The 22,167-nt window shown below is 66.8% G+C and carries 20 protein-coding genes; 5 read left to right on the top strand and 15 right to left on the bottom strand.

Going from position 1 to position 22,167, the window contains the following annotated elements:
- Window positions 1-28 precede the first annotated feature (28 nt).
- Entirely contained in the window at window positions 29-1,105 is a 1,077-nt protein-coding gene (locus tag A9975_RS22685) for a tartrate dehydrogenase (RefSeq protein ID WP_183034768.1), read from the bottom strand.
- A 156-nt stretch (window positions 1,106-1,261) separates the two neighbouring features.
- Here A9975_RS22685 and A9975_RS22680 point away from each other — a divergent pair, with 156 nt between their 5' ends.
- Window positions 1,262-2,185 carry a LysR substrate-binding domain-containing protein gene (locus tag A9975_RS22680; protein WP_183034767.1) on the top strand — a complete coding sequence of 308 codons (924 nt, stop codon included), beginning with the start codon at window positions 1,262-1,264 and terminating at the stop codon, window positions 2,183-2,185.
- 58 nt (window positions 2,186-2,243) lie between these two features.
- Here A9975_RS22680 and A9975_RS22675 read toward each other — a convergent pair whose 3' ends face one another.
- On the bottom strand, window positions 2,244-3,740 hold the full coding sequence (locus A9975_RS22675) for an AMP nucleosidase (protein WP_150986455.1): 1,497 nt from the start codon (window positions 3,738-3,740) through the stop codon (window positions 2,244-2,246).
- Window positions 3,741-3,912: 172 nt separating this feature from the next.
- Here A9975_RS22675 and A9975_RS22670 point away from each other — a divergent pair, with 172 nt between their 5' ends.
- A complete protein-coding gene (locus tag A9975_RS22670) occupies window positions 3,913-4,302 on the top strand; it encodes a GNAT family N-acetyltransferase (RefSeq protein ID WP_174426156.1) in 390 nt (129 codons plus the stop codon).
- Between the two features lie 54 nt (window positions 4,303-4,356).
- Entirely contained in the window at window positions 4,357-4,791 is a 435-nt protein-coding gene (locus A9975_RS22665) for an EamA family transporter (protein WP_150986453.1), read from the top strand.
- Window positions 4,792-4,824: 33 nt separating this feature from the next.
- Here the strand turns inward: A9975_RS22665 and A9975_RS22660 are convergent, their stop codons facing one another.
- Together A9975_RS22660 and A9975_RS22655 are read right to left on the bottom strand one after the other, a co-directional pair.
- Complete coding sequence (locus tag A9975_RS22660; protein WP_183034766.1) at window positions 4,825-5,826, bottom strand: MBL fold metallo-hydrolase; 1,002 nt, start codon at window positions 5,824-5,826, stop codon at window positions 4,825-4,827.
- Window positions 5,827-5,867: 41 nt separating this feature from the next.
- Window positions 5,868-6,461, bottom strand: coding sequence for a hypothetical protein (locus tag A9975_RS22655; protein WP_183034765.1), 594 nt, complete (start codon window positions 6,459-6,461; stop codon window positions 5,868-5,870).
- Window positions 6,462-6,722: 261 nt separating this feature from the next.
- Between A9975_RS22655 and A9975_RS22650 the strand changes: the two genes are divergently transcribed.
- Window positions 6,723-8,828: a ParB/Srx family N-terminal domain-containing protein gene (locus A9975_RS22650; protein WP_255503377.1), complete on the top strand. Its 2,106-nt coding sequence runs from the start codon at window positions 6,723-6,725 to the stop codon at window positions 8,826-8,828.
- Between the two features lie 70 nt (window positions 8,829-8,898).
- Here the strand turns inward: A9975_RS22650 and A9975_RS22645 are convergent, their stop codons facing one another.
- The 3 genes from A9975_RS22645 to A9975_RS22635 all read right to left on the bottom strand — a co-directional run bounded on the left by A9975_RS22645 (window position 8,899) and on the right by A9975_RS22635 (window position 11,707).
- Entirely contained in the window at window positions 8,899-9,885 is a 987-nt protein-coding gene (locus A9975_RS22645) for a tripartite tricarboxylate transporter substrate binding protein (protein ID WP_183034764.1), read from the bottom strand.
- Between the two features lie 101 nt (window positions 9,886-9,986).
- Entirely contained in the window at window positions 9,987-10,349 is a 363-nt protein-coding gene (locus tag A9975_RS22640) for a hypothetical protein (protein WP_183034763.1), read from the bottom strand.
- Entirely contained in the window at window positions 10,346-11,707 is a 1,362-nt protein-coding gene (locus A9975_RS22635) for an acyclic terpene utilization AtuA family protein (protein WP_183034762.1), read from the bottom strand. Before A9975_RS22635 ends, A9975_RS22640 begins: the two co-directional genes overlap by 4 nt.
- A 161-nt stretch (window positions 11,708-11,868) precedes the next feature.
- Between A9975_RS22635 and A9975_RS22630 the strand changes: the two genes are divergently transcribed.
- On the top strand, window positions 11,869-12,765 hold the full coding sequence (locus tag A9975_RS22630) for a LysR family transcriptional regulator (protein WP_183034761.1): 897 nt from the start codon (window positions 11,869-11,871) through the stop codon (window positions 12,763-12,765).
- A gap of 405 nt (window positions 12,766-13,170) precedes the next feature.
- Here A9975_RS22630 and A9975_RS22625 read toward each other — a convergent pair whose 3' ends face one another.
- The 8 genes from A9975_RS22625 to A9975_RS22590 all read right to left on the bottom strand — a co-directional run bounded on the left by A9975_RS22625 (window position 13,171) and on the right by A9975_RS22590 (window position 21,748).
- On the bottom strand, window positions 13,171-13,938 hold the full coding sequence (locus A9975_RS22625; RefSeq protein ID WP_183034760.1) for an SDR family oxidoreductase: 768 nt from the start codon (window positions 13,936-13,938) through the stop codon (window positions 13,171-13,173).
- 23 nt (window positions 13,939-13,961) lie between these two features.
- A complete protein-coding gene (locus A9975_RS22620) occupies window positions 13,962-15,098 on the bottom strand; it encodes an ABC transporter substrate-binding protein (protein ID WP_150986445.1) in 1,137 nt (378 codons plus the stop codon).
- Between the two features lie 244 nt (window positions 15,099-15,342).
- Complete coding sequence (locus tag A9975_RS22615) at window positions 15,343-15,855, bottom strand: DUF1269 domain-containing protein (RefSeq protein WP_183034759.1); 513 nt, start codon at window positions 15,853-15,855, stop codon at window positions 15,343-15,345.
- 243 nt (window positions 15,856-16,098) lie between these two features.
- The gene (locus A9975_RS22610; protein ID WP_183034758.1) at window positions 16,099-17,535 is read right to left on the bottom strand and encodes an acetate kinase; all 1,437 of its coding nucleotides are present in this window, start codon (window positions 17,533-17,535) and stop codon (window positions 16,099-16,101) included.
- A gap of 105 nt (window positions 17,536-17,640) precedes the next feature.
- On the bottom strand, window positions 17,641-18,885 hold the full coding sequence (locus tag A9975_RS22605; protein WP_183034757.1) for a hypothetical protein: 1,245 nt from the start codon (window positions 18,883-18,885) through the stop codon (window positions 17,641-17,643).
- A gap of 10 nt (window positions 18,886-18,895) precedes the next feature.
- Window positions 18,896-19,591, bottom strand: a complete 696-nt coding sequence (locus A9975_RS22600; protein ID WP_183034756.1) for a C39 family peptidase — start codon at window positions 19,589-19,591, stop codon at window positions 18,896-18,898.
- Window positions 19,588-20,037, bottom strand: coding sequence for a hypothetical protein (locus A9975_RS22595; RefSeq protein WP_183034755.1), 450 nt, complete (start codon window positions 20,035-20,037; stop codon window positions 19,588-19,590). The genes A9975_RS22600 and A9975_RS22595 overlap by 4 nt, the downstream gene beginning before the upstream one ends.
- A 196-nt stretch (window positions 20,038-20,233) precedes the next feature.
- Complete coding sequence (locus A9975_RS22590; protein ID WP_183034754.1) at window positions 20,234-21,748, bottom strand: hypothetical protein; 1,515 nt, start codon at window positions 21,746-21,748, stop codon at window positions 20,234-20,236.
- Window positions 21,749-22,167 lie beyond the last annotated feature (419 nt).

Here is a 22,167-nt window from a genome sequence, read left to right as displayed (position 1 = left end):
GCCCCCCTTCGCGGCTTGGACGGCTGGCTCAGGCGGCTTGCTTCACCTGCTGCGCCAGTACCTTGCAGATGGCTTCGGTGACGCTCGCCGTGCTTGCCGTGCCGCCCAGGTCCGGCGTGAAGACACCGGCCGCCGTGATCTGCTCGATCGCCGCCATCAGCCGATCGGCCGCGGCCTTCTCGCCGAGATGCTCCAGCATCATCGCGGCGGTCCAGAAGGTCGCCACGGGATTGGCAATGCCCTTGCCGGTGATATCGAAAGCCGATCCGTGGATGGGCTCGAACATCGACGGGAAGACGCGCTCGGGATTCAGGTTGGCGGTGGGCGCGATGCCCAGGCTGCCGGAGAGCGCGGCGGCCAGGTCGGACAGGATATCGGCGTGCAAGTTGGTGGCGACTACCACATCCAGCGTCTGCGGCTTGAGCACCATGCGCGTGGTCACGGCATCGACCAGCTCGCGGTCGGTCTTGACGTCCGGATAGTCCTTGGCGACCTCGTAGAAGATCTCATCCCACATCACCATGCCAAAGCGCTGTGCGTTGGACTTGGTCACCAGCGTGAGATGCTTGCGCGGGCGCTTGCGCGCCAGCTCAAACGCAAAGCGATGAATACGCTCGACACCGGCGCGGGTGAACACCGAGGTCTCGGTCGCGGTCTCGATGGGCAGCCCGCGATGGGTACGGCCGCCGTTGCCGGCGTACTCGCCCTCGGAGTTCTCGCGGATGATGACCCAGTCGATATCCTTGCCGTTCACCAGCGGGCTGCGCACCCCGGGCAGCACGCGTGCCGGGCGCACGTTGGCGTACTGGTCGAAACCCTGGGCGATCGGCAGGCGCAGGCCCCACAGCGACACATGATCCGGTACGTTGAGCGCACCCACGGCCCCGAAGAAGATCGCGTCGAACTGTTTCAGACGCTCCAGGCCATCGGTCGGAATGTAGTACCCACGCTCCAGATAGTAGTCGGAGCTCCAGGGAAAATGCTCGACGCTGAGCTTGAACCCGCCATCCTGGGTGGCCAGCGTCTGCAGCACCTGCAGGCCTGCCGAGATGACTTCCGGGCCAATGCCATCGCCCGGGATGGCCGCAATCTTGTATTCGCGCATCGCGCTGTCTCCTCTGCTTGGTTCACGCCTGGCAGGCTCGCCGCGCTCGTTCGCACCAGCCGCGGCATGACACTGCCGTCCTGCCATCGACTATGGCCGAAAAACCTCAGCGTAGAATCAACTCAAATTCAATCTACTTTTAACCTGAGGTTAAAAATGGGACAGCCCTCCGAACTGGCGTTTTTCTCGGCACTGGTCAAGGCCGGCAGCCTGTCGGCCGCGGCCCGGGAGCTGGACGTCACGCCGGCGGCGGTCAGCAAGCGCCTGGCGCAGCTGGAAGCGCGGCTCGGCGTGCGCCTGCTCAACCGCACCACCCGGCGCATCGGCGTGACTGCGGAAGGCGAGGTGTACCTGGAGCATGCCCAGCGCATCCTCGCCGACATCGAGGACCTTGACCAGTTGCTTGCCCGCGGCCGGGTCGCGCCGCGCGGCTTGCTGCGCGTGAATGCGCCGCTGGGCTTTGGCCGCACGTACATCGCGCCGGCCATCTCCGCCTTCGCCAAACGGCATGCGCAAGTGGAAGTGCAACTCCACCTGACCGACCGCCCCATCAACCTGGGCGACGAGGGCTTCGATGTGGGGATCCGCTTTGGCGAGATGCCGGATGCCCGCCTGATCGCCCGCAAGATTGCCGATAACCGCCGGCTGGTGTGCGCGGCCCCGTCCTACCTGAAGGCGCACGGAACGCCGTCCACGCCGCATGACCTGGCGCAGCATCAATGCATCGTGCTGCGGCAGAACGACTCGGCCTACGGCATCTGGCGGTTCACCAAGGGGAAGAAAACGGAAGCGGTCAAGGTGCGCGGGCCGCTGAGCAGCAATGACGGCGAAGTCACGCTGACGTGGGGACTCGACGGGCAAGGCATCCTGCAGCGGGCGGAATGGGATCTCGCGAAATACCTGCGCAGCGGCCGGCTGGTATTGCTGCTGGAGGATTATGCGTTGCCGCCCGCCGACATCTATGCGGTGTTTCCGGAACGGCACAATATGTCAGCCAAGGTCAGGGCGTTCCTTGACTTCCTGGTGGCGCATTTCGAGGGGAAGCTGGCCAAGGCGCGTGGCGGCCCGACCGCGTGGTGAATGAGGGATGCAAGACACCGGCGTCCCCGCTCGCACGGGAACGCCGGCAGGAGCCAGCCTACCGGAACGCCGGCTCGTCAAAACTGCGCAGCTTTCGCGAGTGCAGTTGCTCGGCACCGCCCTCGCGCAAGATGCGAATCGCCTCCAGCCCGATCGACATGTGCTGGCTCACCCGCTGCCGATAAAACGCATTGGCCATGCCGCGCAGCTTGAGTTCGCCATGCAGCGGCTTGTCGGACACGCATAGCAAGGTGCCATACGGCACCCGCAGGCGGAAACCGTTGGCCGCGACCGTGGCGCTTTCCATGTCGATGGCAATCGCGCGAGACTGGTTGAAGCGGGCGTACAACGCCTTGGACTTGAGCTCCCAGTTGCGGTCGTCGGTGGAGACAACGGTGCCGGTGCGCATGCGGGTCTTCATCTCGTTGCCGGACAAACCCGTCACGCGCACCACGGCCTCTTGCAGCGCGACCTGGATCTCCGCGATAGGCGGCACCGGCACCCAGGGCGGCAGGTCGTGATCGAGCACGTGGTCGTCGCGTACATAAGCGTGCGCCAGTACGTAGTCGCCGAGTTGCTGCGAGCGGCGCAGGCCGCCGCAGTGGCCGACCATCAGCCAGCAATGCGGACGCAGCACGGCAAGGTGGTCGGTCATGGTCTTGGCGTTGGACGGGCCCACGCCGATATTGACCAGCGTGACGCCAAGCTTGTCCTCGCGCACCAGGTGATAGGCGGGCATCTGCGGCAGCGCGCGCGGACGCAGCGCGTCGTCGGGCTCGGCCTCGCCGCGCTCTTGCACCACATCGCCGGGTTCCACGAAGCGCGTGTAGCCATCCGCACCTTGCGTGTCGTCGGCGGCCATCAGCGAGCGGCCGAGCGCAATGAATTCGTCGACGTAGCGCTGATAGTTGGTAAACAGCACAAAGCGCTGGAAATGCTGGGGCGCGGTGCCGGTGTAGTGATAGAGCCGCTGCAGCGCCAGGTCCACGCGCTCGCCGGGAAACATCGAGAGCGGCCAGGCTTCGCCCGGCACCGGCTCATAGGTGCCGTTGGCGATGGCGTCGTCGATGCGGCTCAGCTCGGGCAGCACGAACGAGGCTTCGAGCTCGCGCGCCTGCGTGTAGCTGATGTCCGTGGTGGAGGCTTCGATGACGAACGGCAACGGGATCGGGCGGCGGCTGACGCCGACCACCACGGGCACGCGGTGGTAGCGTATCAGGCGCTCGATCTGGTCGCGGTAGTAATCGGCCAGCAGTTCGGGGCGGGTGACCGTGGTGCCGTAGACCCCGGGGTAGGCAACCGTGCCCCAGGATGGCCGGCTGTCGGTGACCATGGTTTCGAGATTGACCGAGATGCCCAGGTAGGGATAGCAGGCATGTGCCGCGGACGGCAGCGGCTGGCCCTGGGCGAAGGCGTCGAAGCGCGCGCGGATCGCGCCGACCGAGGCATCGTAGATCTCACGGATGCGAGCCAGCGCCGCGTCGGCGTCGGAAAACTCGGCCAGCTGATCGGCCGGATGGGCGGAAGAGAAGATCGAGGCATTCATGGGAAACATGATACCCCGCTACAGAGCGGAAGCAACATGGCCTGCCGCAAATTGACGGGCCTTCGCGCGCTCGCTACACTGCCTGCAGTCTTTTTGCGGCCCCGCGCCGCACTCGCCTCGTGACGCCCCCCATTAGAAGGGCAGCGCCGAGTTGCCGTATCTGCTTGCATGGGGAGCCCCGATGGAAATCCGCAATCTGCTGCCAGAAGAAATCGAGGCGGCCAGACAACTCCTTGCGGCAAACGGGTGGGCGCACCGCGTTGCCAACACGGAACGCTTCGCCCGGCTGATCGCCAACTCGCAACGGGTGGTGGTGGCGGTCGATAACGGAGAGATCGTGGGTTTCGCGCGGGCGCTGTGCGACGACATCTCCAACGGCTACCTGTCGATGGTCGCGGTGACGCCGAGCCATCGCCGCCGCGGCATCGGCCGCGCGCTGGTGCGCCACATCGTCGGCAACGATCCCGACATCACGTGGGTGCTGCGCGCCGGGCGCTCGTCCGAGGCGGCCTTCTTCGGGCAGCTCGGCTTTGTGCCCTCGCTGGTGGCCATGGAGCGCCGGCGCACCTGAGCCGGGCCCCGCGGGCTGGCCTGCCGCTCAAACCTTCATCGTGCACAACAACACATGGCCTCTTCCACCGGTTGGTTTCATTGGGCGTTGCTGTCGGCCGTCTTTGCCGCGCTGACGGCGATCTTCGCCAAGATCGGGCTGGAAGGCGTCAACTCGGACCTTGCCACGCTGGTGCGCACGGCGGTGATCATCGTGGTGCTGAGCTTTTTCGTGGTGCTCACGGGCAAGTGGAGCAACCCGCTCGCGCTATCGCCGCGGACCTGGATCTTCCTCGTGCTCTCCGGGCTTGCCACGGGCGCCTCATGGGTGTGTTACTTCCGGGCGCTGAAGATTGGCGATGCCTCGAAGGTGGCGCCGGTGGATAAGCTGAGCCTGCTGCTGGTGGCGGTGTTCGCCGTGATCTTTCTCGGCGAACGCCCCAACCTGCGCGAGTGGGCCGGCATCGCGCTGGTCGGCGCCGGCGTGCTGGTGCTGGGGTTCAAGCGCTAAGAGGCAACTCCGGCACATAGGCTTGCATCGACATTACCGGTCCGTGCGCACCGGCCCGTATTCCACCGGCACCCAGGCGTAGCCCTTGCTCTCCGCGCGCACATGGCCGATCCCAGGGAACGGCAGGTGGGCGCCCGCCACCCACAGCTTGCCGCGCGCGGCATCGGCAAAAATCTTCTTGCGCGTGCGCACCGCCTGCGTGCTGTCCACGTCGAACTCCAGCGCCACCTCCGGGCGGCGGAACTGCACCGCGTGGCTGTGCACGATATCGCCCCACACCAGCAGGCTTTGATTGCCTGACTTGAACAGGTAGCCACTGTGGCCCGGGGTGTGCCCGCGCGCCGGCACCGCGCTCACGCCCGCCACCAGCTTGTCGCCCGCGCCGAAGGTGCGCAGCCGGCCGGCGGCCTGGTAAGGGGCGACGGCGGCGCGCGCCATCGCGAACGAGGACTGCGCGTCCTGTGGTGCGCGCGCGGCGGTAGCTTCGTCCAGCCAGTAGCCCGCCTCGGCCTTGTCGACATACACGTTGGCGTTGGCGAAGACGGCCTTGCCGCCGGCCATCAGGCCGCACGCGTGATCGCCGTGCATATGGGTCAGCAGCACCGTATCGACCTGGGCGGGGTTGTAGCCCGCCGCGCGCAGGTTCTCGACAACGCGGCCCAGCGTGGGGCCGAAGCAAGCCGCCGTGCCGGTGTCGACCAGGATCAGGTTGGTGCCAGTGTTGATCAGGTAAGCGTTGACAGCGGTCTGCATGCCGGGCGTGGAGGCCACGAACATGCGCGCGAGCAGGCCCTGTACCTCGCCCGGGCTGGTGAACTTGAGCACCTTGGTGTCCAGGTCGACATAGCCGTCGTAGAGCGCGGTGACCTCGAACTGGCCCAACATCATGCGGTAGTAGCCGGGCACCTGGGTCTTCTGCTGGGCCGGCGGGGCCGCTGGCGGCTGGACCTGCGCCAGCGCGGGCAGGCCGGCAAGGGCGAGGGTGCAGACCATCGACAGCGAAGTCAGGCGGGCAGCAAGACGGGGCAGCGTCATCGGTCGATCCTTTGGGAGAGCAAGCCAGGCACGCTGCCTGATCAACGGCTGTTTTGCGCCGCGCGGGAGCGCAGATACGCCAGCGCCGGTGCCAACTGTGCCAGTGCCGGCGCTTGCGCGCAAACGTGCGAGGCTGTGCTCCAGGGATATGGCAGGCGGGCCAGCCAGCCGTCGAGCACCTGTTGCGCGGTGTCGGCGGGCAACACGTCCATGGCCTCGATCACGATGGTGAGTGCCTGCACGCGCCGGGCACCATCTTGCTCGGAAAACTCCCACGCGTAGCTGCCGCAGCCCACGCGCACGCCGCCGCTGGCCTTGTCGGTCATGCCTACCAGCCAGTCGCAGCCATAGCGTTGCGCGTCGGCCGCGGGCGGGGCGTCGGCCAGGCAGAACGTGTAGACGTTGTCGTAGCTCTGGCCAAAGCGCCGCACCAGCACGTCGCTGATCGTGGCCAGGCCTTCACTGCGTGCCGGGAACGCGATTGCCTCGGACTTGACCGTCATCTCCAGCGTGGCATCGGCAGCGAAGGCGTGCGCCATCAGATGGGGGCGGTTCTCGTCCTTGGCGCGGATATAGGTGCGGATCAGGGCCTGGGGATCGAGGGAACCGGGAAACGTCGATGCGGGTGCGTTCATGCGTGCCTTTTGTGTAGTTGGCGGCATGGTAGCCCGCCTCCCGCGCCAGCGGTGGCGCGGCCCTCCCGCCAGCAAGGTTGCTTCGGAATGCGCCGATCCCCGCGATCGCACCGGCCTGGTTGCCTTTGCTTCAAGACCTTTCGTCACGAGCACGTCATCAAGCCGACATAGATTGTGGCCCTGCCGCCGCCCGCCCCCACAGGCGGGCGGCAAACGAGAGCACACGAGAACGAACGAAAACAACGAACGGGTGAAGGATCGATGATCAAGCGAAAGCAATGGGCTGCAGTGGCCTGTACCCTGGCAACGGCAGCGCTGGCCGCCTGCGGCGGCGACGGCGACCAGACGCAGGCTGCGCAAGCGGGCGGCGGCACTGGAGGCAATGGCGGCAATGGCGGCGCGGTGACGCAGCCGGCCGCGCTCACGCCGCTGGCGGGCGGCTCGCTCTATGTCGGCGCGGTGAGCTTCGGCGATACCGTGTCCGTTGCGCTCGACCAGCCGGCCGCCGGCCAGGTCACGCTGCGCTTTCTCGATTCCCGCTTTGGCCTGGGCGGCACGCTGGTGGGCAGCTACACGCTTAGCGGCGACACCTACAAAGTCACCAAGCTGGCGGCAGCCAGTGCCGACGTGCCCGCGGCCCTGGCCACCGCCGCGAGCGCCATCAGCTTTGAGTTCGTGGTCGATGCCGGCGTGCTGTCCGGTGCGCTGGGCCAGGTGCCCAACCTCCTCGCGGGCGGCGGCGCGCTGCTCCAGGGCCACGTGAGCGCGGCCAACAAGGGCGCGCAGCTAAGCGATGTCGCGGGCGTCTACAACTATCTGCGCCAGGCAGGCACCACGGCCGCCGTGGGACAGGTCAAGATCTCCGCGAACGGGACGGTGCGCGCCTGCGCCGGCGCCGCCTATGCCGACAATTGCGCCGGCGGCGAAAGCGGCACGCTCGCCGCCGACGCCGACCAGCAGCGCTTCCCCGGCGCCTTCGCCGTGACGCTGGGCGGCAGCAAGATCGGCCGCCTGTTCGTGGCACGCCAGGATGGCCAGGCAACGCTGTTCGTCGACGAAGCCGCCAGCAATGCCGACGGCAGCCCGCGCAACGGCAGCTGGGTGCTCAAGAGCGCGCAGGCCGTTGCCGGCAGCGCCGCCGACGGCGACTGGCTATGCTCCGAGCCCGAGCTGGACGACGGCAACGCGGCCACTGGCCGCACCCGCCGCAACATCGTGTCGATCGCGGGCAACCGGCTCGCCGCCGACAATATCGCCACGGACGTCGCGCTGAACTACAACGCGGCCATCGGGGCCAGTGGCGCCATCGCCACCGGTGCCAACGGGCTGATCTCCGGGACCTGGCAGGACACCGTCGCCGCGCAGCCGCAAGCCGCGTCGCTGGCGCTGCTGCCGGTCACCGCCAAGCTGGCCTACCAGTTGCGCGACGTGCCCGGTGCCAAGCGCCGCGTCCAGAGTGTTTGCACGCCGCTGGCCGCGCAAACCCCGACCACCACCTACCTGCAAGCCAAGGCCGGCGACATCGTGCAGGTCACGCTGGCCGACCTGCGCCCGACCCAGCCGGCCATCGGCTTCGACCAGATCTACTACAAGCTGGGCCGCTACGCGGCCGACCCGGCCAAGAAGTTCGATGATGCCTGCGAGGCCAACGGCCAGAACAAGGCCAGCGCGACGACCGCTGCCTCGCGCCTGGACAACCTCGCCTCCTTCACCTGCACCAAGGCGGTCGGCAACAAGCCTGCGGATATGAAAACCATGGTGATCGGCCCGGCGGGCAAGCCGTACCTGACCGATGGCCATCACACCTTCACCAGCGTGTGGGAAGCGGCCGATGGCGGCCCGCAGGCGAAGATGTGGATCAAGGTGCAGGACAACCTGGCCACGCAGGACCGCGCCACGTTCTTCCGCACGCTGCGCGAGCGCAAGCTGATGTGGCTGAAGGACACCGCCAACCGCCCGACCACGCCGGCCGAACTGCCGCCGTCGCTCGGCCTGCGCAACGGCCTGGGCAACGACCGCTATCGCTCGCTGGTGTATTTCACGCGCGACATCGGCTACCAGCAACTGGCGGACGCCACGGAGTTCACGGAGTTTTACTGGGGTGACTGGCTGCGCCAGCGTGTCAACCTGGACAACTACCGCCTGGACGACACCACGAGCTACCTGAGCGCCGTGCGCGCAGCGGCCACGGCCATGGTGGCGCTGGCCCCCGCCGATCCGGTGAGCAGCGGCAAGACCGCCGCGGCGCTGGGCGGGCTGACGGTGCTCAACGAGACGGAGTTCACGGCGTTGTCGCAGCCGGTGGGCAGCGCCAAGCCCGGCAAGCTGCCGTATGCGGTGGGCTACAAGGCGACGCTGGCCCAGTAAGCTGGCCTGGCCGCCTCGCCGTGCAGGTGGATCGCATGGCGAGGCGCCAGAATCGTTTTGAAATGGCCTCTTATTCAGGCTGGATGTTGGCGGCCTTGATGATGCGGCCCCACTTGGCGGATTCCTGCGCCTGGAACTTGGCCAGCTCTGCGGGCGTGCTGGTGAACACGTCGGTGCCGGTGGACTGGTAGAAGTTTGCCGCCGTCTCGCTCCTGGCGGCCTTCACCATCAGGGCGTTGAGCTTGTCCACCACCGGCTGCGGCGTCTTGGCCGGCGCGTAGGCGGCGAACCAGTAGCTCATCTCATAGCCCTTGACGCCGGCCTCGTCGATGGTCGGCACATTGGGCGCCAGCGGCGAGCGCGCCTTGCCCGACACACCCAGCGCCTTGAGCTTGCCGCTCTTGACCTGGGGCAGGCCGGTGGCGGTATCGGTGATCATCATCTGGATCTGGTTGCCCAGCAGGTCGGTGATGGCCAGCGGGTTGCTCTTGTAGGGCACGTGCAGCAACTGCACATGCGCCATCTGCTGGAACAGTTCCCCGGCAATGCGCGAGGACGAGCTGCCGCTGCCAAAGCTGAGCTTGCCCGGCTCCTTCCTGGCCAGCGCGATGAATTCCCCCACATTGTTGACCGGCAACTGCGGGTTGACCACCATGATCTGGCCGCCACGGCCCAGCGCGGTCACCGGCACGTAGTCCTTGACCGGATCGTAGGGCAGCTTCTTGAACAGATGCTCGTTGGCCGCATGCGTGGTGTTGGTGCTGATCAGCACGGTATAGCCGTCCGGGCTGGCCTTGGCCACGTCGCTGGCGGCGATAAAGCCGTTGGCGCCGGGCTTGTTGTCGACCACCACCGTCACCTTGGCATCCACCGTAATGGCCTGGCCGATCGCGCGGGCGAGCTGGTCCGTGGCGCTGCCGGCGGCGAACGGCACCACGAAGCGAATCGGCTTGTCCGGAAACTCCGCCTGCGCCGGGCCGGCCAGCAGCGCGAGCGCCGCGGCGGCGATGCCGGTGACCACCTTCAGGCGGGAAGCGGGCTTGGTGTATGCGGACATCTTTGGTCTCCTGTTCGAATCTGGAATCGTTCTGGTTTGTCGTTCTGGTTTGTCGTTCTGGTATGTCGCTTTACTTCTGTGTTGCGCTTCAGTGTTGTGCTTCAACCGGCGCCGGCCAGCCGCGGGGGCAAAGGGATCTCCAGCTGCAGTAGCAGGAAAGACAGCGCCTTGCCGTGCGTATCCAGGTTGAGCGCATCGTTCACGCCGCCGTCGAGTACGCCGTCGATGACGAAGTTCATCGCCTGCAGCGAGGCCACCAGGTAGCGCTTGACCGCCGCTGGCTGGCGGTAGCGGAACAGCGCCGCCACCGCGTCCTCGGTGACATGCGCGACAAGGTGGTCGAAGTCGCGCGCGTCGTAGGCGATCACGCTGATGTTGGAGCGATCCCCCTTGTCGCCCGTGCGCGCGTGCGCGAGCTGGTAGAGCGCGATGGTGGTGGAAGTAGAGGTAGCGGTTGCGTTCATGGCAGCAGGGAGTGGCTTGCGGTGACGGCGCTGCGCGGCACCAGGCAGGACATGGCGTTCAGCCGCGCGCGCAACGCGGTACGCACACCGCCCCCGCCGGCGGGGCCGCAGGTGTACAGCGCATTGACTTCACGCAGCAGCGCTTCGGCCACGGGCTTGTCCTCATGCGCCAGCGCGGCGCGCAGGCGTACGTCCTGCGCCTGTGCCTCGCCGGGTTGTGTTTGTTGCAGCAGGCGGCCACCATCGTCGGCAAAGACGCTCAGCACGCCGATCAGGTCAAAGCGGATCGGCACCGCATGGCCGAGCAGGTCCATGCGCTTGCGCACGATCTGCGCAGCCAGGCGCGCGCGCGCCGCCGCGTTCGGGCCGGCGTAGGAGATCTCGCCTTCCGCGATCCAGCCGCCTTCGTAGAACAGGTTGGCCTTGAGCTGCTCGGGCCGCTCGCGGCCACGCACATTGCGCACCGCCACGCGGTCCGGGCCGATCTGCTCGACGGTGGCCGCGCTGATGTCGGCGATGACATCAGGCGTCAGATAGGCCGCGGGGTCGTGCACTTCGTAGAGGAGCTGCTCCTTGACCGTGCGCAGGTCCACGCAGCCGCCCGTATCCGCCGCCTTGCTCACTTCGATATTGCCGTCTTCGTCCAGGCGCACGATGGGATAGCCGACGGCGTGCACATCCGGCACATCCTTCATGCCGGGATCGGCGAAATAGCCGCCGGTGACCTGCGCCCCGCATTCCAGCAAATGCCCGGCCATGGTGGCGCGCGCCAGCCGGTCCCAGTCCTGCCACGACCAGCCAAAATGCGCCATGGCCGGGCCCACCGCCAGCGCGGGATCCGCCACGCGGCCGCACACCACGACCTGCGCGCCGGCGCGCAGCGCATCGGCAATGCCCTGCGCGCCAATGTAGGCGTTGGCGCAAACGAAGCGCGCCTGCGGAAAGCCCGCGCCCACAATCTTGCGCAGCACCGCCCGGCCCGCATCGTGCGAGAGATCGTCGCCCTCCACCACCGCCACCCGTGGCGGTGCCAGGCCCAGCTCCGCCGCCAGCGCACGCACGCGCTGCGCCGCGGCATGGGGATTGGCCGCGCCGAAATTGCCGACGATGGGAATGCCGTTGGCCAGGCACAGCCCCAGCACCGGCGAGAGCAAGGCGTCGAGCAGGGGCTCGTAGCCGTGGGCGGGATTGTTGCGGCGCGCCAGTTGGGCCAGCGCCAGCGTGCGCTCGGCCAGCGTCTCGAACATCAGCACGGCCGGCCCGCCCGCTGCGATCAGCGTGCGCACCACGGGCAGGGCGGCGTCGGTGCGGTCGCCGGAGAAGCCGGCGCCGGAGCCGATCAGCAAAGGGGCGGTCATAGGATGAAAGCCTGGTGAGAACCGGGTGAACAAAGGCTGGCCGCGCGCGGGAATGCCGGCCGATGCGGCTATTCTAGACGCGCCGCCGTCAACCAAAAAGCGGATAATTTGGATTAATCTATCGACTTTCCAGATTAAATCGAAGCCGCTGGCGCTTGCCAATGAACCTCTCCGTCAAACACCTGCGCGCCTTTGTGGCCCTGGTCACGCACCGCAACTTCACCCGCGCGGCGCAGGCCTGCCACTTGTCGCAATCCGCCTTCAGCGCGCTGATCCAGACGCTGGAGGAGCAAGCTGGCACGCGGCTGTTCGAGCGCACCACGCGCCACGTGGAGCTTAGCGTGGAAGGACGGCGCTTCGAAGAAGTGGCGGCGCGGCTGCTGGCCGATTTCGAGACCGCCTTCGCCGAGCTGCGCGACCATGCCGAACGCCGCAAAGGACGCGTCTCGATCGCCGCGCTGCCCTCGCTGGCGGCAGGCGACCTGCCACCGATCCTGGCCGCCTTCCACCAGCGCTACCCCGGCATCACCATCGAACTATTCGACCTGCTGGCGGACGGCTGCATCGACCTGGTCAGGCGCGGCCGCGCGGATTTTGCGCTGGCGCCCGCCCCCGCGCAGGATAGCGACCTGCGCATCGAGCCCCTGGTAACGGACACCTTCCACCTGGTCTGCCCCGCAGACCATCCCCTGGCCAGCCGGCGGCGCGTGACACCCCAGGCGCTGGCAGGCCTGCCCTTTATCCAGCTCTCCCGCACCAGCAGCGTGCGCCAGCACCTGGATGCCGCGCTGCATCCGCTCAAGCTCAACGGGGTCATGGAAGTGGAACACCTCGCCACCGTAGCCGCGCTGGTAGCCGCCGGACTTGGCGTGACCGTGGTGCCAGCCCTGGCGCTATTCCAGTTCCAGCAAGAAAGCCTGGCCATCCGGCCCATGCAGCTGCCATCGCTGGTGCGGGATATCTGCCTGGTGCGACTAAGGGAAAGAGGTGACTCTACGGCAGCCGCCGCGATGATCGAAGCGCTGCAAGCCCATTTCAAGAAGGGCAAGGCAGGGTAATCGAGGAGATGGTCCCGCACACCGACGAGAACCAGCACAAGCACGGCGCCAGACCCGCGATCCGGTGTAGCCGTGATTCCCGCACGACGGGCGGGAATCACCCACGGCGATGCGAAGCGAGCCGTGGAGGTGTGCCAAGGCCGTATGGGGCGCCTCGGGATTCGGCGAAAAGAGCGGAAAAGAGGGACCCATGTCTGAGTATCGCCTTAAGGCGATGTGAGTTTGGCCCCCGGCCGCTCTTTTCGTCGAAGCCCGAGGGGTAGTCGCCCCATCCGGCGCGCCTTCTTTGCCTACTTTCTTGGGCAAGACAAGAAAGTAGGTCGCCGCCCCGCAGGGGTGGTGAAACTGCTTCTGACTTTGACTTTGAGCAGTCCGCAGCCCAAACCCAAAATCAAAAATCAAAAATCAAAAATGCGCCAGATACCCCCCATCCACCGCCAAAACATGCCCAGTAACATATGAAGCCGCCCCCGAAGCCAGAAAAACCACCGCCCCCGCAATCTCCTCCGGCTGCCCCCACCTCCCAAGCGCGGTCCTCTGCCGCAACCACTCGGCAACGCCAGCATCATCCACCATCGGCTGATTGGGCTCGGTAGCAAAATACCCGGGCGCAACCGCATTCACAGTCACCCCGTCGCGTCCGAGATCCGCCGCCATGGCGCGCGTCAACGCATCGAGCCCACCCTTGGTAGCGGGATACAGCACATCGTTGGCACGTGCCACCTGCCCCGCAATCGAGCTGACATTGACGATGCGCCCGTAGCGCCCGCGCCGCATCAACTGCGCCGCGTGGCGGCACAAGGCGTAAGGCGCCACCAGGTTGGTCTCCAGCATCTCGCGCAGGTCCGCCGCGTCCAGGTGCGCCATATTGCTGCGGTTGCGCGCACCGGCGTTGTTGACGAGGATATCCAGGCGGCCATGCGTGGCATCGATGTGGGCAAAGGCGGCGTCGACCGCGGCCGCATCGGTGACGTCGAGCACCAGCGGCTCCGCGCGGCCGCCGTCAGCGGCCAGCGCGGCAACGGCGGCATGCACGCGCTCGGCGTTGCGCGCGGCGACGATGACGTGGGCGCCGGCTTGCGCCAGCCCGGCGGCAATCGCCTGGCCCAGGCCTTGCGCGCCGCCGGTGACCAGCGCCACGCGGCCTTCGAGGGAAAAAGGTAAGGTAGCCATGCGGCGACTATACCGCAGCGGGCCTAGCGGATCAGTTTGCCGGTGGACGACACGATCGACATTTCGACAAATGACGAACCCGTATGCCGCGTCGGGCTGTAGCTGATCAGGATGCCGCCGAGGTCATAGTCGCGCAGGCTCTCCAGCGCGCCGACCAGCCGCTCGCGCGTCAGGTCCGGCCCGGCACGGCGCAAGCCCTCCACCAGCACCTTGGCCGACATGAAGCCCTCCATGCCGGCATTGCTCGGGTCCACGCCTTGCTGCCGCGCCAGGCTGCGGTATTCGCTGGCAATGCTCATCTGGCTGGAATTGGTGCCTGGCACCACCTGTGTGATGATCAGGCCGCGCGCATCCTCGCCGAGCTCCTTGATAAAGGAGTCGGCAGCATTGTTGGACAGCGTGACGAACTGCGCCTGGCTGCCGCCGCGGCGCAGTTCCTTGATCAGGCGCGCCGCCTCGGAGCCGGAGCCGATGACCAGCACCGCCTGCGGATTGGCCTTGTTGATGGCGGCGACACCGGCCTGGATATCGCCCATCGGGCGCGCAAACGAGGCACTGGCCGCCGGCTGCACGCCGCGCGCCTGCAGCGCGGTGCTGAAGCCTTCGAACACGTCCTGGCCAAAGCCGTCGTTGGCGTAGAAGATGGCGATGCGGGTCATGCCCGAGGTGGCAAGATGGTTGATTGCGCGGGCCACCTCGTCCTGGTACTTGGCGCGCACGTTGAACACGTAGCGGTTGACCGGGCGGTGCAAGGTGATGGCGCCGGTCAGCGGTGCCACCAGCGGCACCTTCTCGGTGTTGACGATGGGCAGGATGCTTTCGTTCTGCGGCGTGCCGCGCACCATGAAGAGCGCGAACACCTTGTCTTCCTGGACCAGCTTGCGCACATTGTCGGGCGTGCGCCTGGCGTCGAAGCCGTCGTCGTACGTCACCAGCTCGATGCGCCGCCCTCCTACACCGCCGTTGGCGTTGACCGTTTTCAGGTAGACCTGCGCCCCGGCGATCTGCTCCTTGACCGAGCCCGCCACCGGCCCGGTCACCCCAGCCGATTGCCCGATCTTGATGGTGGTCCTGGTGACCCCTTGCTCGGCCTGCGCCAACGGCGCAAGCCCACCCAGCGTGGCGGCCAGCAGGCCGCACGCCATCCATGTTGTCTTCATCTCCGACCCCTCGTTCGCTTACGAATCTTTTGCTTTGTCATGCCCGCCACGGATAGGCGCGGCGACACGCAAATTACCTCAAAGCGAGGCGATTCGGCAAATCGCTGTTGCAAAAGCGGCGAGGGAGGGCTCGGCTGGGGAAATATCGGGCGCTGGCCCGCCGGGGCAGGCGGCCCTCAGGCCGCCGAGCCTCGGCGTGACAACGGGTGCAGTCCTGCCCGTGAGGGCAAGCGCAAGGTAGAACTCAGGGAAAGGCGGGAACGGCGGGATCCATCCCGGCGAAACGGGCTTCCGGATGGGCCGATTGCAGCAGCGCTTCGATTTCCTCGATGCGGCCACGCGGCACGTCCACCATCAGCAGGATCTTGCCTTCCTCGATGTCCTTCTCGAAGGCCTTGTGCCGGCTGTTGGGCGCGGAGCAGCCGATCATGCTGGACGCCCAGGCGCCGAACACCGCGCCCAGCACCGCCAGCACGCCAACCAGGCCCCATTGCGGGGTCTCGCTGACGATCGGGAACATCGCCACCAGCGCACCCGCCACGATGCCGATGCCACCTCCCACCATCAGCCCCATCTCGGCGGCATGGACGATATCGGAAGTCTGGAACAGGTTGGCTTCGTGCAAGCCGCTCATATCCGCGCCATCGCGCGCGACAAAGTGGATGTGGCTGTTCTCGATGCGAGCCAGCAGCAGGTCGTCCATGGTGCGGCGAGCACTCGCAAGATCGGGCAACAACCAGAAGATACGTTTGCGCATGACTCTCTCCTCGCTTCAGGCCACGTCAGGCCGTTTCGGACTATCCCGGCAGCGGTGTGCATGCGGAGTCGCCTTCACGCAGCCATGCCAAGCCAGATGGTGGAGGTGCATCCGTATCCGCCCTGGGGACGGGTTTTTTCATTTGTACGCCAGTCGCGGGGGGAGCGCAAGGCGCGCATCGCAGCGATGCCGCCCACGCGTCACCTCGCGCCGTTTTCCACCCGTCCGTGTACGCGCCTTGCATCAGAATGTGATCGGCAAGCGCACGGTTACCGTCAGGTTCGGCGTATCGGTGGTAAGCCCGGCGCCGACCGATACGTTCAGCGTGTACCGGCTGTTGAACCGATAGGAATAGCCCACCAGCAAGGTGCCTTGCGTCACCCGCACCGAGCCCGGCACGGTCGAGCCGTTCTGCTTGGTCGGCCAGATGATGCTCTGGTCGTAGCCGATGCTGAACGAGGCATGCTCGTTGAGCGAGAGGCCGATACCGAAATTGAAGCCGAAGATATCGCCCGGCGCGATCTTGCCGAGCGACTCCTGCTGCCCGTTCAGTACCGTACGGCTGACATTGTCCCGTGCGAAATTGTGCAGATAGCTGAAGGTGCCGAAGAACACCGCCGGGTCGGTCGGCAGCAACCACGTAATGCCTGGCTGGATTGCCTGGAAGCCGGTACCCGTGGGCAGCCCCAGCGGCAGGCCGGTGCCGGTGGTATTGCCCACGCAGCGCGTCACGCAATCGGTCACCACATCGAAGGGGCTCTTGCCGGTGGCGGACTTGTAGCGCAGCCAGCCGATGAAGTACGGCATTTTCTCGTTGCCGTAGTTGATCTGGTAGCGCACCGTCGCCTCCACGTCGCCCAGCCCCTTGCCGCTGGCATTGAAGACGTTATCGACCGCGGTGCCGGTGAAGACTTCACGGCTGACCGTTGAGCCGGAACTCTGCACATAGGGCACCTTGGCTTCGATCTCCAGGCGCTTGGTGACACCGTAGCGAAACGCGACGGCTTCAATGTAGGTGGAGGTCTTGACCTCGCGCACATCGATCAGGCCGATCAGGAGCGCGGGGATGATGGTGTAGCCAACCAGCGCCACCCGGTCGCTGGACGAATATCCGTACTGGAAGCTTGGCTCGACCACCAGCTTGCCAGCGGGTGTCAGCACGCCGGGCTGGTCGAAGATCGGCGCGATCGCAGGAGGGGCCGTGTTGGCCTCGGGTGGTTTGCCCACCGGCTGCTCGTCGCCGGCGAGCGCCATCTGGGTGTTGTCCTGCGCATTGTTCTGGTTGTTGCCAGGGGAACTGTCGCTGGCTTGCGGCAGGTTGTTGGTATTGGGCAAGCCTTGCGTGCCCGCCGAGCCGGCAGCGGCGGAGGCGGCATTGGTAGCGGTATCGCCAGGGGTCACGCCGCCAGTGCCGGGCGCGCGCTGGCCGCCGCGCTTTCTCGCCAACACGTCAGTGCCCAGCACGCTGCGCAACTCGCGGATGGTGGCCTCCTGCTCCGCCATCGACCGCTTCATCTGCTCCAGGGTGGCGGCCTGCTCGGTCACCTCCCGCTTGAGCGCTTCCAGCTTTGCCGCGGCCGGTCCTTCGTCAGGCGGGGTCTGGCCCTGTGCCATCCCGCCCAGCAACAGCAATGTCGAACACCCGGCCTGCCGGATGCCTCGCAGCGACCCTTTTTTCATTTCGCCTTCCTCCCCCGGACGGCGGACTACTTTGTACAGGAGTCCGCAACCTGCTTAACCCGTACTGCTTCTCGCTTTGCGCAACTTGCTTCCAGTCGTCCGTCTTCAATGCCTGCCGGCTGCACTGAGCAGTGCATTGTTCAACGTCGCGTTGGCCACCTGGGCGCGGAATGCCTGCAAGGTGTTAACCCCTGCGTTGATGGTCACCAAGTTCTGGATCGACTGATTGTTCAACGTGTTCTGAATCACCGTCACCGGCGCACCGGCCAGCATGCTCGCCGCGGCGCTATTGCCTGGCCCGTTCTGTATCAGGCTCAGGACGCCGTTGGTGGTCACCGCGGCACCGGCCGCCGCGATCGCTGTCGCCGGCAGGCTGGTCACCGCGCTGCCGCTGGCGCTGGCACTGGTGCCGGTACTGCTACTGCTGCCTCCTGCTGCGCTGCTGCCGTTGGCCCCGCTGGTGCCGGCTGTCACGGGATTGGAAGCCAGCGCGTTGCCCACGGCCGTGGCCGCCGCCGCCCCGGCGCCGGTCGCTATACCGAGTGCCGCGGCCAACCGTGTCGCCTGATCGGCGGTGATGCGGCTCACATCGGGAATAGTAAGACTGGTTGACACCACCAGGGCACCGTTGATGAGCACGGAGCGTTCGATACCGAACGAAACCTGCAGCCCGCTGCCAACGTCGAAGCCGCCACGCAGGTCATCCAGGCGCTCCTGCGCCACGGGTTTCCAGCTCGCCATGGTGGTGCGAGCCGCGTGCACCTGCTGTGCCGGTGCTTGCGCGCGCGCGATGTCAGGCCCCGCGATGGCGGCGTCGCCGGACGCCTCGGCGGCCGGCCGCGCGGCTGCGGCAAAGCCACCGCGCAGGTCTTGCAGGTCTTTGTCCGCCACCGGCTTCCAGGCAACCGTGCCGGCCCGCGCCGCCGGCGGTGGTGGCGCGGCCTGGATATCCTTGGTATCCGATGGGCCGGATGGCTCGGATGGCCCGGATGCGGCCTCAAGCGCGCCGCTGCTATCTGTCGTGGGATCCGGCGCGACTTCGGCGGGGTGGTCCGCCAGGGGCGCCGCAACGGGTTCTTGCTGGGCCGGCGTCCGGCCGGCCATGCTGCCGAGCGCGGCAGCCAGGTAAGGGTTATCGGTTCGGTTATCGGTTTGCTCCGGCACGGCCGGCGCTGCGGCAAGGCCGGCGGGGCCGGACGCGCTATGCAAGTCGAGCGCCTCGATCCCGGTGCCTTCGTCGGCCCGCGCTTGCCCGGCGCAGGCCAGGCCGGCGCCCAGCAACACCGCTGCGGTGGCCGAACCGGCCCCGCCGCGGCGGCGCTGTGCTGGCTTTGAGGATGTCTGGAACATGGTACGTTCCTTAGAAGTCGCTACCGCCATGCGAAGGCATGACGGTGAAGTACAGACTATCCCGGTTGATGCCCATCGAATAAGGGCCGCTTGGCGCGATGCGCCAGTCGGCTGCGAGATTGAACCGCGCCGATTCCTCGCGGTTGTGAATCACGAACAGCAAATGGCTGTCCCAGATCTGCTCGAAGTGCTCGCGCGACAGCGCGCGCGTGCCCAGCGCCGGATCTCCGACCAGCACGCGGTTGCCATGCACGCCCTTGACCACGACGAAATGGTGGTAGCCGTTCTCGATCACCAGCACGATCGCCGGGATCTGGGTTTCCTCCAGCTTGGAAAGCGGCAATTCATAGCCGTCGGCCAGGAAGCCGCGCGACTCCAGGAAGCGTTTCATGTCCAGCAGCGAGAAGCCCTCCTGCCGGATCTTCGCTTGGTCGCCGTTGACGTACATGTTCTGGAACACCGTCTGCTCGCTCACCGGATAGCCATACTGGTAGGTGAGCAGTGTCGCCACGGCGGCGGAGCCGCAACTGAAGTCGTATTGCTGGCGAATGGTGGTCTTGTACCGCGCCTCCTTGAGGCTGGTCACCCGCACGCTGTAATAGTTGCCGCCATCACCCGTGACGACGGCATAGTCGGCCCAGGCCACCGGTGCGCTGGCCGAAGCCAGCAGCAGCGCGGCCTGCAAAAGCAGCTTGCGCAACGTCATGGCTTGAACTGGACGTTAATGATGGTCGCGTTCTGGATCAGCACATTGGAACCCGTGTTCTGGATCACGGTCGGCAAACCCGCGGCGCTGGCGAAAGACCCTTCGGCAATGCTGTTGGAGCCGCTGATCACACGGTTGGCGCTGTTGTCCGCCACCGTGCCGGCCAGGCGCATGTCATTGACCACGAGCTCGGAGCCGCCGCGGATATCCTGCAGTTTGTCGCTGCCGACAGGCTTGCCGAGACCGGCGAGAACGCCGCGCTCACGCGCGGTCGCGAGAGGCGTTTGGTCCGGGGCCGCCGCGCTGTGTTCCGTGGCGGTGCCGGTGTTGACCGCAGGCACTGCGGCAGATGGCCCGGCGGGCTGCGGCTCGGCGTAGGCCTGCAGGCCAGGCCAAACCAGGATTGCTGTCGTCATCGCGATGACAGCGGAGCGGACCGATCGCATTGGTGTCTCCTTCAGCCTTCCGTATGGCATCCCCATCCTGACGCGCACACAAGAGACGAGTGGACTCTTCGTCGAATGGGCATCCCGTACACGAACGACGCGCCGGAATGCCCTAAGTTGCCGGAGTCAAGCCGTGCCGGCGGGACGTGCGCGCGGGCCATCCACCCGCTGCGCACGCCACCGCCACGCACTTGCCTTACTTGCCGACCGCCAGGTTGGCCTGGACGTTGACGCTTTGTTGCACCAGCGAAGCGAAGCCGCTGTTTTGGTTGGCGATCATGATGCCCGCTGCCGACTGACCAACGCTGGTCATGGTGTTGGACATATTGAAGGTGCCAGCATCGACGTAGTTGGTGCCGCCGGCGCCGCCGGCTCCACCCACTGCGCCATTGCCGGTACCACCGGTGCCGCCCATGCCCACGCCGCCAGCGCCACCGGCGCCGGACGATGCGCCAACCGCGCCGTTGCCGGCCGTTGCGCTGCCATTGCTGGCCATGGTCGATGCGCCGCCATTGGTCGCGCTGCCGCCGCCGCCGCCGTTACCGGCCAAGCTGGTTTGAGCACCACCCGCGCCGCCCGTGCCGGAGCCGGCTCCGCCGGTGGCCACCGACGAGCCGCCGCTGCCTGCACCGCCCGCGCCGCCGCTGCCAGAGCCGGCACCGCCGGTCGGGCTGGCCGCACCGGCTGTAGCCGCGCCGCCATTGCCGCCGCCCGCGCTGCCTGCACCAGCCGTAGTGGTGGTAGTGCCGCCAGAGCCGGCACCGCCAGCGCCTGCCGAGCTGCTTCCGCCTCCGCCGCCGGCACCCCAGCCGCCACCATTGCCGCCACCACCGGACATGGAGCCGCTGCTGCCGCCCACGCCTGCGCTCAGGCCGCCAGCGCTGCCGCCGCCCGCACCTGCGCTACCGCCCTTGCCGGAGCCTGCCAGGCTCGCGCCCAGGGCGCCGCCGCCGGAGCCCTTGCCATTGCCGCCGTCACCGCCGACGCCGACGCTGGCGCTAAGCGCGCCGCCGCCGCTGCCCTTGGCGTTACCGCCATCGCCGCCCCAGCCAACCGCCTTGCCGCCATTGCCGCCGTCACCTGCATTGGCGCTGCCGTTGGAGGCATAGCCTGCAGTGGCGCTGCCGTTGGTAGCCGAACCGCCGCTGCCGCCGTTGCCGCCGTTGCCGCTGTTGCCGCCATTGCCACCAGTGCCGCCCTTGCCGGTGCCGCCATAACCAGCGCCGCCCTTGCCGCCGGCGCCACCCATGGCGCTGCCGTTGTTGGTGGCAACGTTGCCGATATTGCCAATCGAGATGCCGCTCACCGAGCCAGATAGCTTGCTGATTGCGATGGCTTTGCTAGTGTTGAAGGAGTTGGTGAAGTTGGCGGTGGCCGTGCTGCCGTTGTTGGCGCCAGCGTTGCCATAGCCGGCGTCGAAGGTGACCTTGCCCTTGTTATCGGCGTTGGTCTTGGTGGTGGTGGTGGTCTTGGTCGAAGTCTTGGTAGAGGTCTTGTTGGAGGTCCAGTTGTGCGTGCTGTTGTCTTGGCTTGCCGTGGAATTCTCATTCGCCGACGCGCCGCCGCCCGACTGGGTCGACGTTGCGGTGGCTGTCTGGGTGTTGGTGTTATCCGATTTCGTCGGATCATTGGTGTTGGTCGGATTGGCCCAGGCCTGACCGCCAGCCCCAAGGGCTAAAGCAATCGCCGACGCAAGTAAGGTCTTTTTCATACAAAGCTCCCAGGAGGATGTCACAGCGGCTCAGCCTCGCTCCGGCACTCGGGGAGAACGCCGGCTAAAGGCTCAGGTCCGGCATTCCGCCAAACCAGCCTCTCCTTGCGCATAATCAGTGCCAGGGAGTGGCTCAAATCCCGTAATCCCTTGAAACACAAGGGCTACAAAGCCATCCAATCGGCCTTTCTCTAGCTTCCTGACGACGGGCGCGGGCGCCGCCGCTGTGAACCGCACACGACATGTCACACGGCTGTGACACGGCTGGACGCACCGCATGGCCAGACGTTCCCCGGGACCGCCGAAAATCCCCTGCTATCAGGCCTTTAGCGGGGTTCCTAAGGAAAACCCTTGGCCGCAAGCGCTGTATCGCGAGTGAAACACGCCTCGCTGCCGGTGCACTGGTCGTCGCTCGCTAC

It is taken from the genome of Cupriavidus sp. UME77 (genome assembly GCF_014170355.1).
In the GTDB taxonomy this organism is placed as follows: domain Bacteria; phylum Pseudomonadota; class Gammaproteobacteria; order Burkholderiales; family Burkholderiaceae; genus Cupriavidus; species Cupriavidus basilensis.
Note: the sequence above shows the minus strand (reverse complement) of the source record. Positions and strands in the feature narration are given on the sequence as shown.

Bases quoted from the DNA above. Each gene is read 5' to 3' on its own strand.
- A9975_RS22685 (WP_183034768.1), bottom strand. From the start codon at position 1,105: ATGCGCGAATACAAGATTGCGGCCATCCCGGGCGATGGCATTGGCCCG.
- A9975_RS22680 (WP_183034767.1), top strand. From the start codon at position 1,262: ATGGGACAGCCCTCCGAACTGGCGTTTTTCTCGGCACTGGTCAAGGCC.
- A9975_RS22675 (WP_150986455.1), bottom strand. From the start codon at position 3,740: ATGTTTCCCATGAATGCCTCGATCTTCTCTTCCGCCCATCCGGCCGAT.
- A9975_RS22670 (WP_174426156.1), top strand. From the start codon at position 3,913: ATGGAAATCCGCAATCTGCTGCCAGAAGAAATCGAGGCGGCCAGACAA.
- A9975_RS22665 (WP_150986453.1), top strand. From the start codon at position 4,357: ATGGCCTCTTCCACCGGTTGGTTTCATTGGGCGTTGCTGTCGGCCGTC.
- A9975_RS22660 (WP_183034766.1), bottom strand. From the start codon at position 5,826: ATGACGCTGCCCCGTCTTGCTGCCCGCCTGACTTCGCTGTCGATGGTC.
- A9975_RS22655 (WP_183034765.1), bottom strand. From the start codon at position 6,461: ATGAACGCACCCGCATCGACGTTTCCCGGTTCCCTCGATCCCCAGGCC.
- A9975_RS22650 (WP_255503377.1), top strand. From the start codon at position 6,723: ATGATCAAGCGAAAGCAATGGGCTGCAGTGGCCTGTACCCTGGCAACG.
- A9975_RS22645 (WP_183034764.1), bottom strand. From the start codon at position 9,885: ATGTCCGCATACACCAAGCCCGCTTCCCGCCTGAAGGTGGTCACCGGC.
- A9975_RS22640 (WP_183034763.1), bottom strand. From the start codon at position 10,349: ATGAACGCAACCGCTACCTCTACTTCCACCACCATCGCGCTCTACCAG.
- A9975_RS22635 (WP_183034762.1), bottom strand. From the start codon at position 11,707: ATGACCGCCCCTTTGCTGATCGGCTCCGGCGCCGGCTTCTCCGGCGAC.
- A9975_RS22630 (WP_183034761.1), top strand. From the start codon at position 11,869: ATGAACCTCTCCGTCAAACACCTGCGCGCCTTTGTGGCCCTGGTCACG.
- A9975_RS22625 (WP_183034760.1), bottom strand. From the start codon at position 13,938: ATGGCTACCTTACCTTTTTCCCTCGAAGGCCGCGTGGCGCTGGTCACC.
- A9975_RS22620 (WP_150986445.1), bottom strand. From the start codon at position 15,098: ATGAAGACAACATGGATGGCGTGCGGCCTGCTGGCCGCCACGCTGGGT.
- A9975_RS22615 (WP_183034759.1), bottom strand. From the start codon at position 15,855: ATGCGCAAACGTATCTTCTGGTTGTTGCCCGATCTTGCGAGTGCTCGC.
- A9975_RS22610 (WP_183034758.1), bottom strand. From the start codon at position 17,535: ATGAAAAAAGGGTCGCTGCGAGGCATCCGGCAGGCCGGGTGTTCGACA.
- A9975_RS22605 (WP_183034757.1), bottom strand. From the start codon at position 18,885: ATGTTCCAGACATCCTCAAAGCCAGCACAGCGCCGCCGCGGCGGGGCC.
- A9975_RS22600 (WP_183034756.1), bottom strand. From the start codon at position 19,591: ATGACGTTGCGCAAGCTGCTTTTGCAGGCCGCGCTGCTGCTGGCTTCG.
- A9975_RS22595 (WP_183034755.1), bottom strand. From the start codon at position 20,037: ATGCGATCGGTCCGCTCCGCTGTCATCGCGATGACGACAGCAATCCTG.
- A9975_RS22590 (WP_183034754.1), bottom strand. From the start codon at position 21,748: ATGAAAAAGACCTTACTTGCGTCGGCGATTGCTTTAGCCCTTGGGGCT.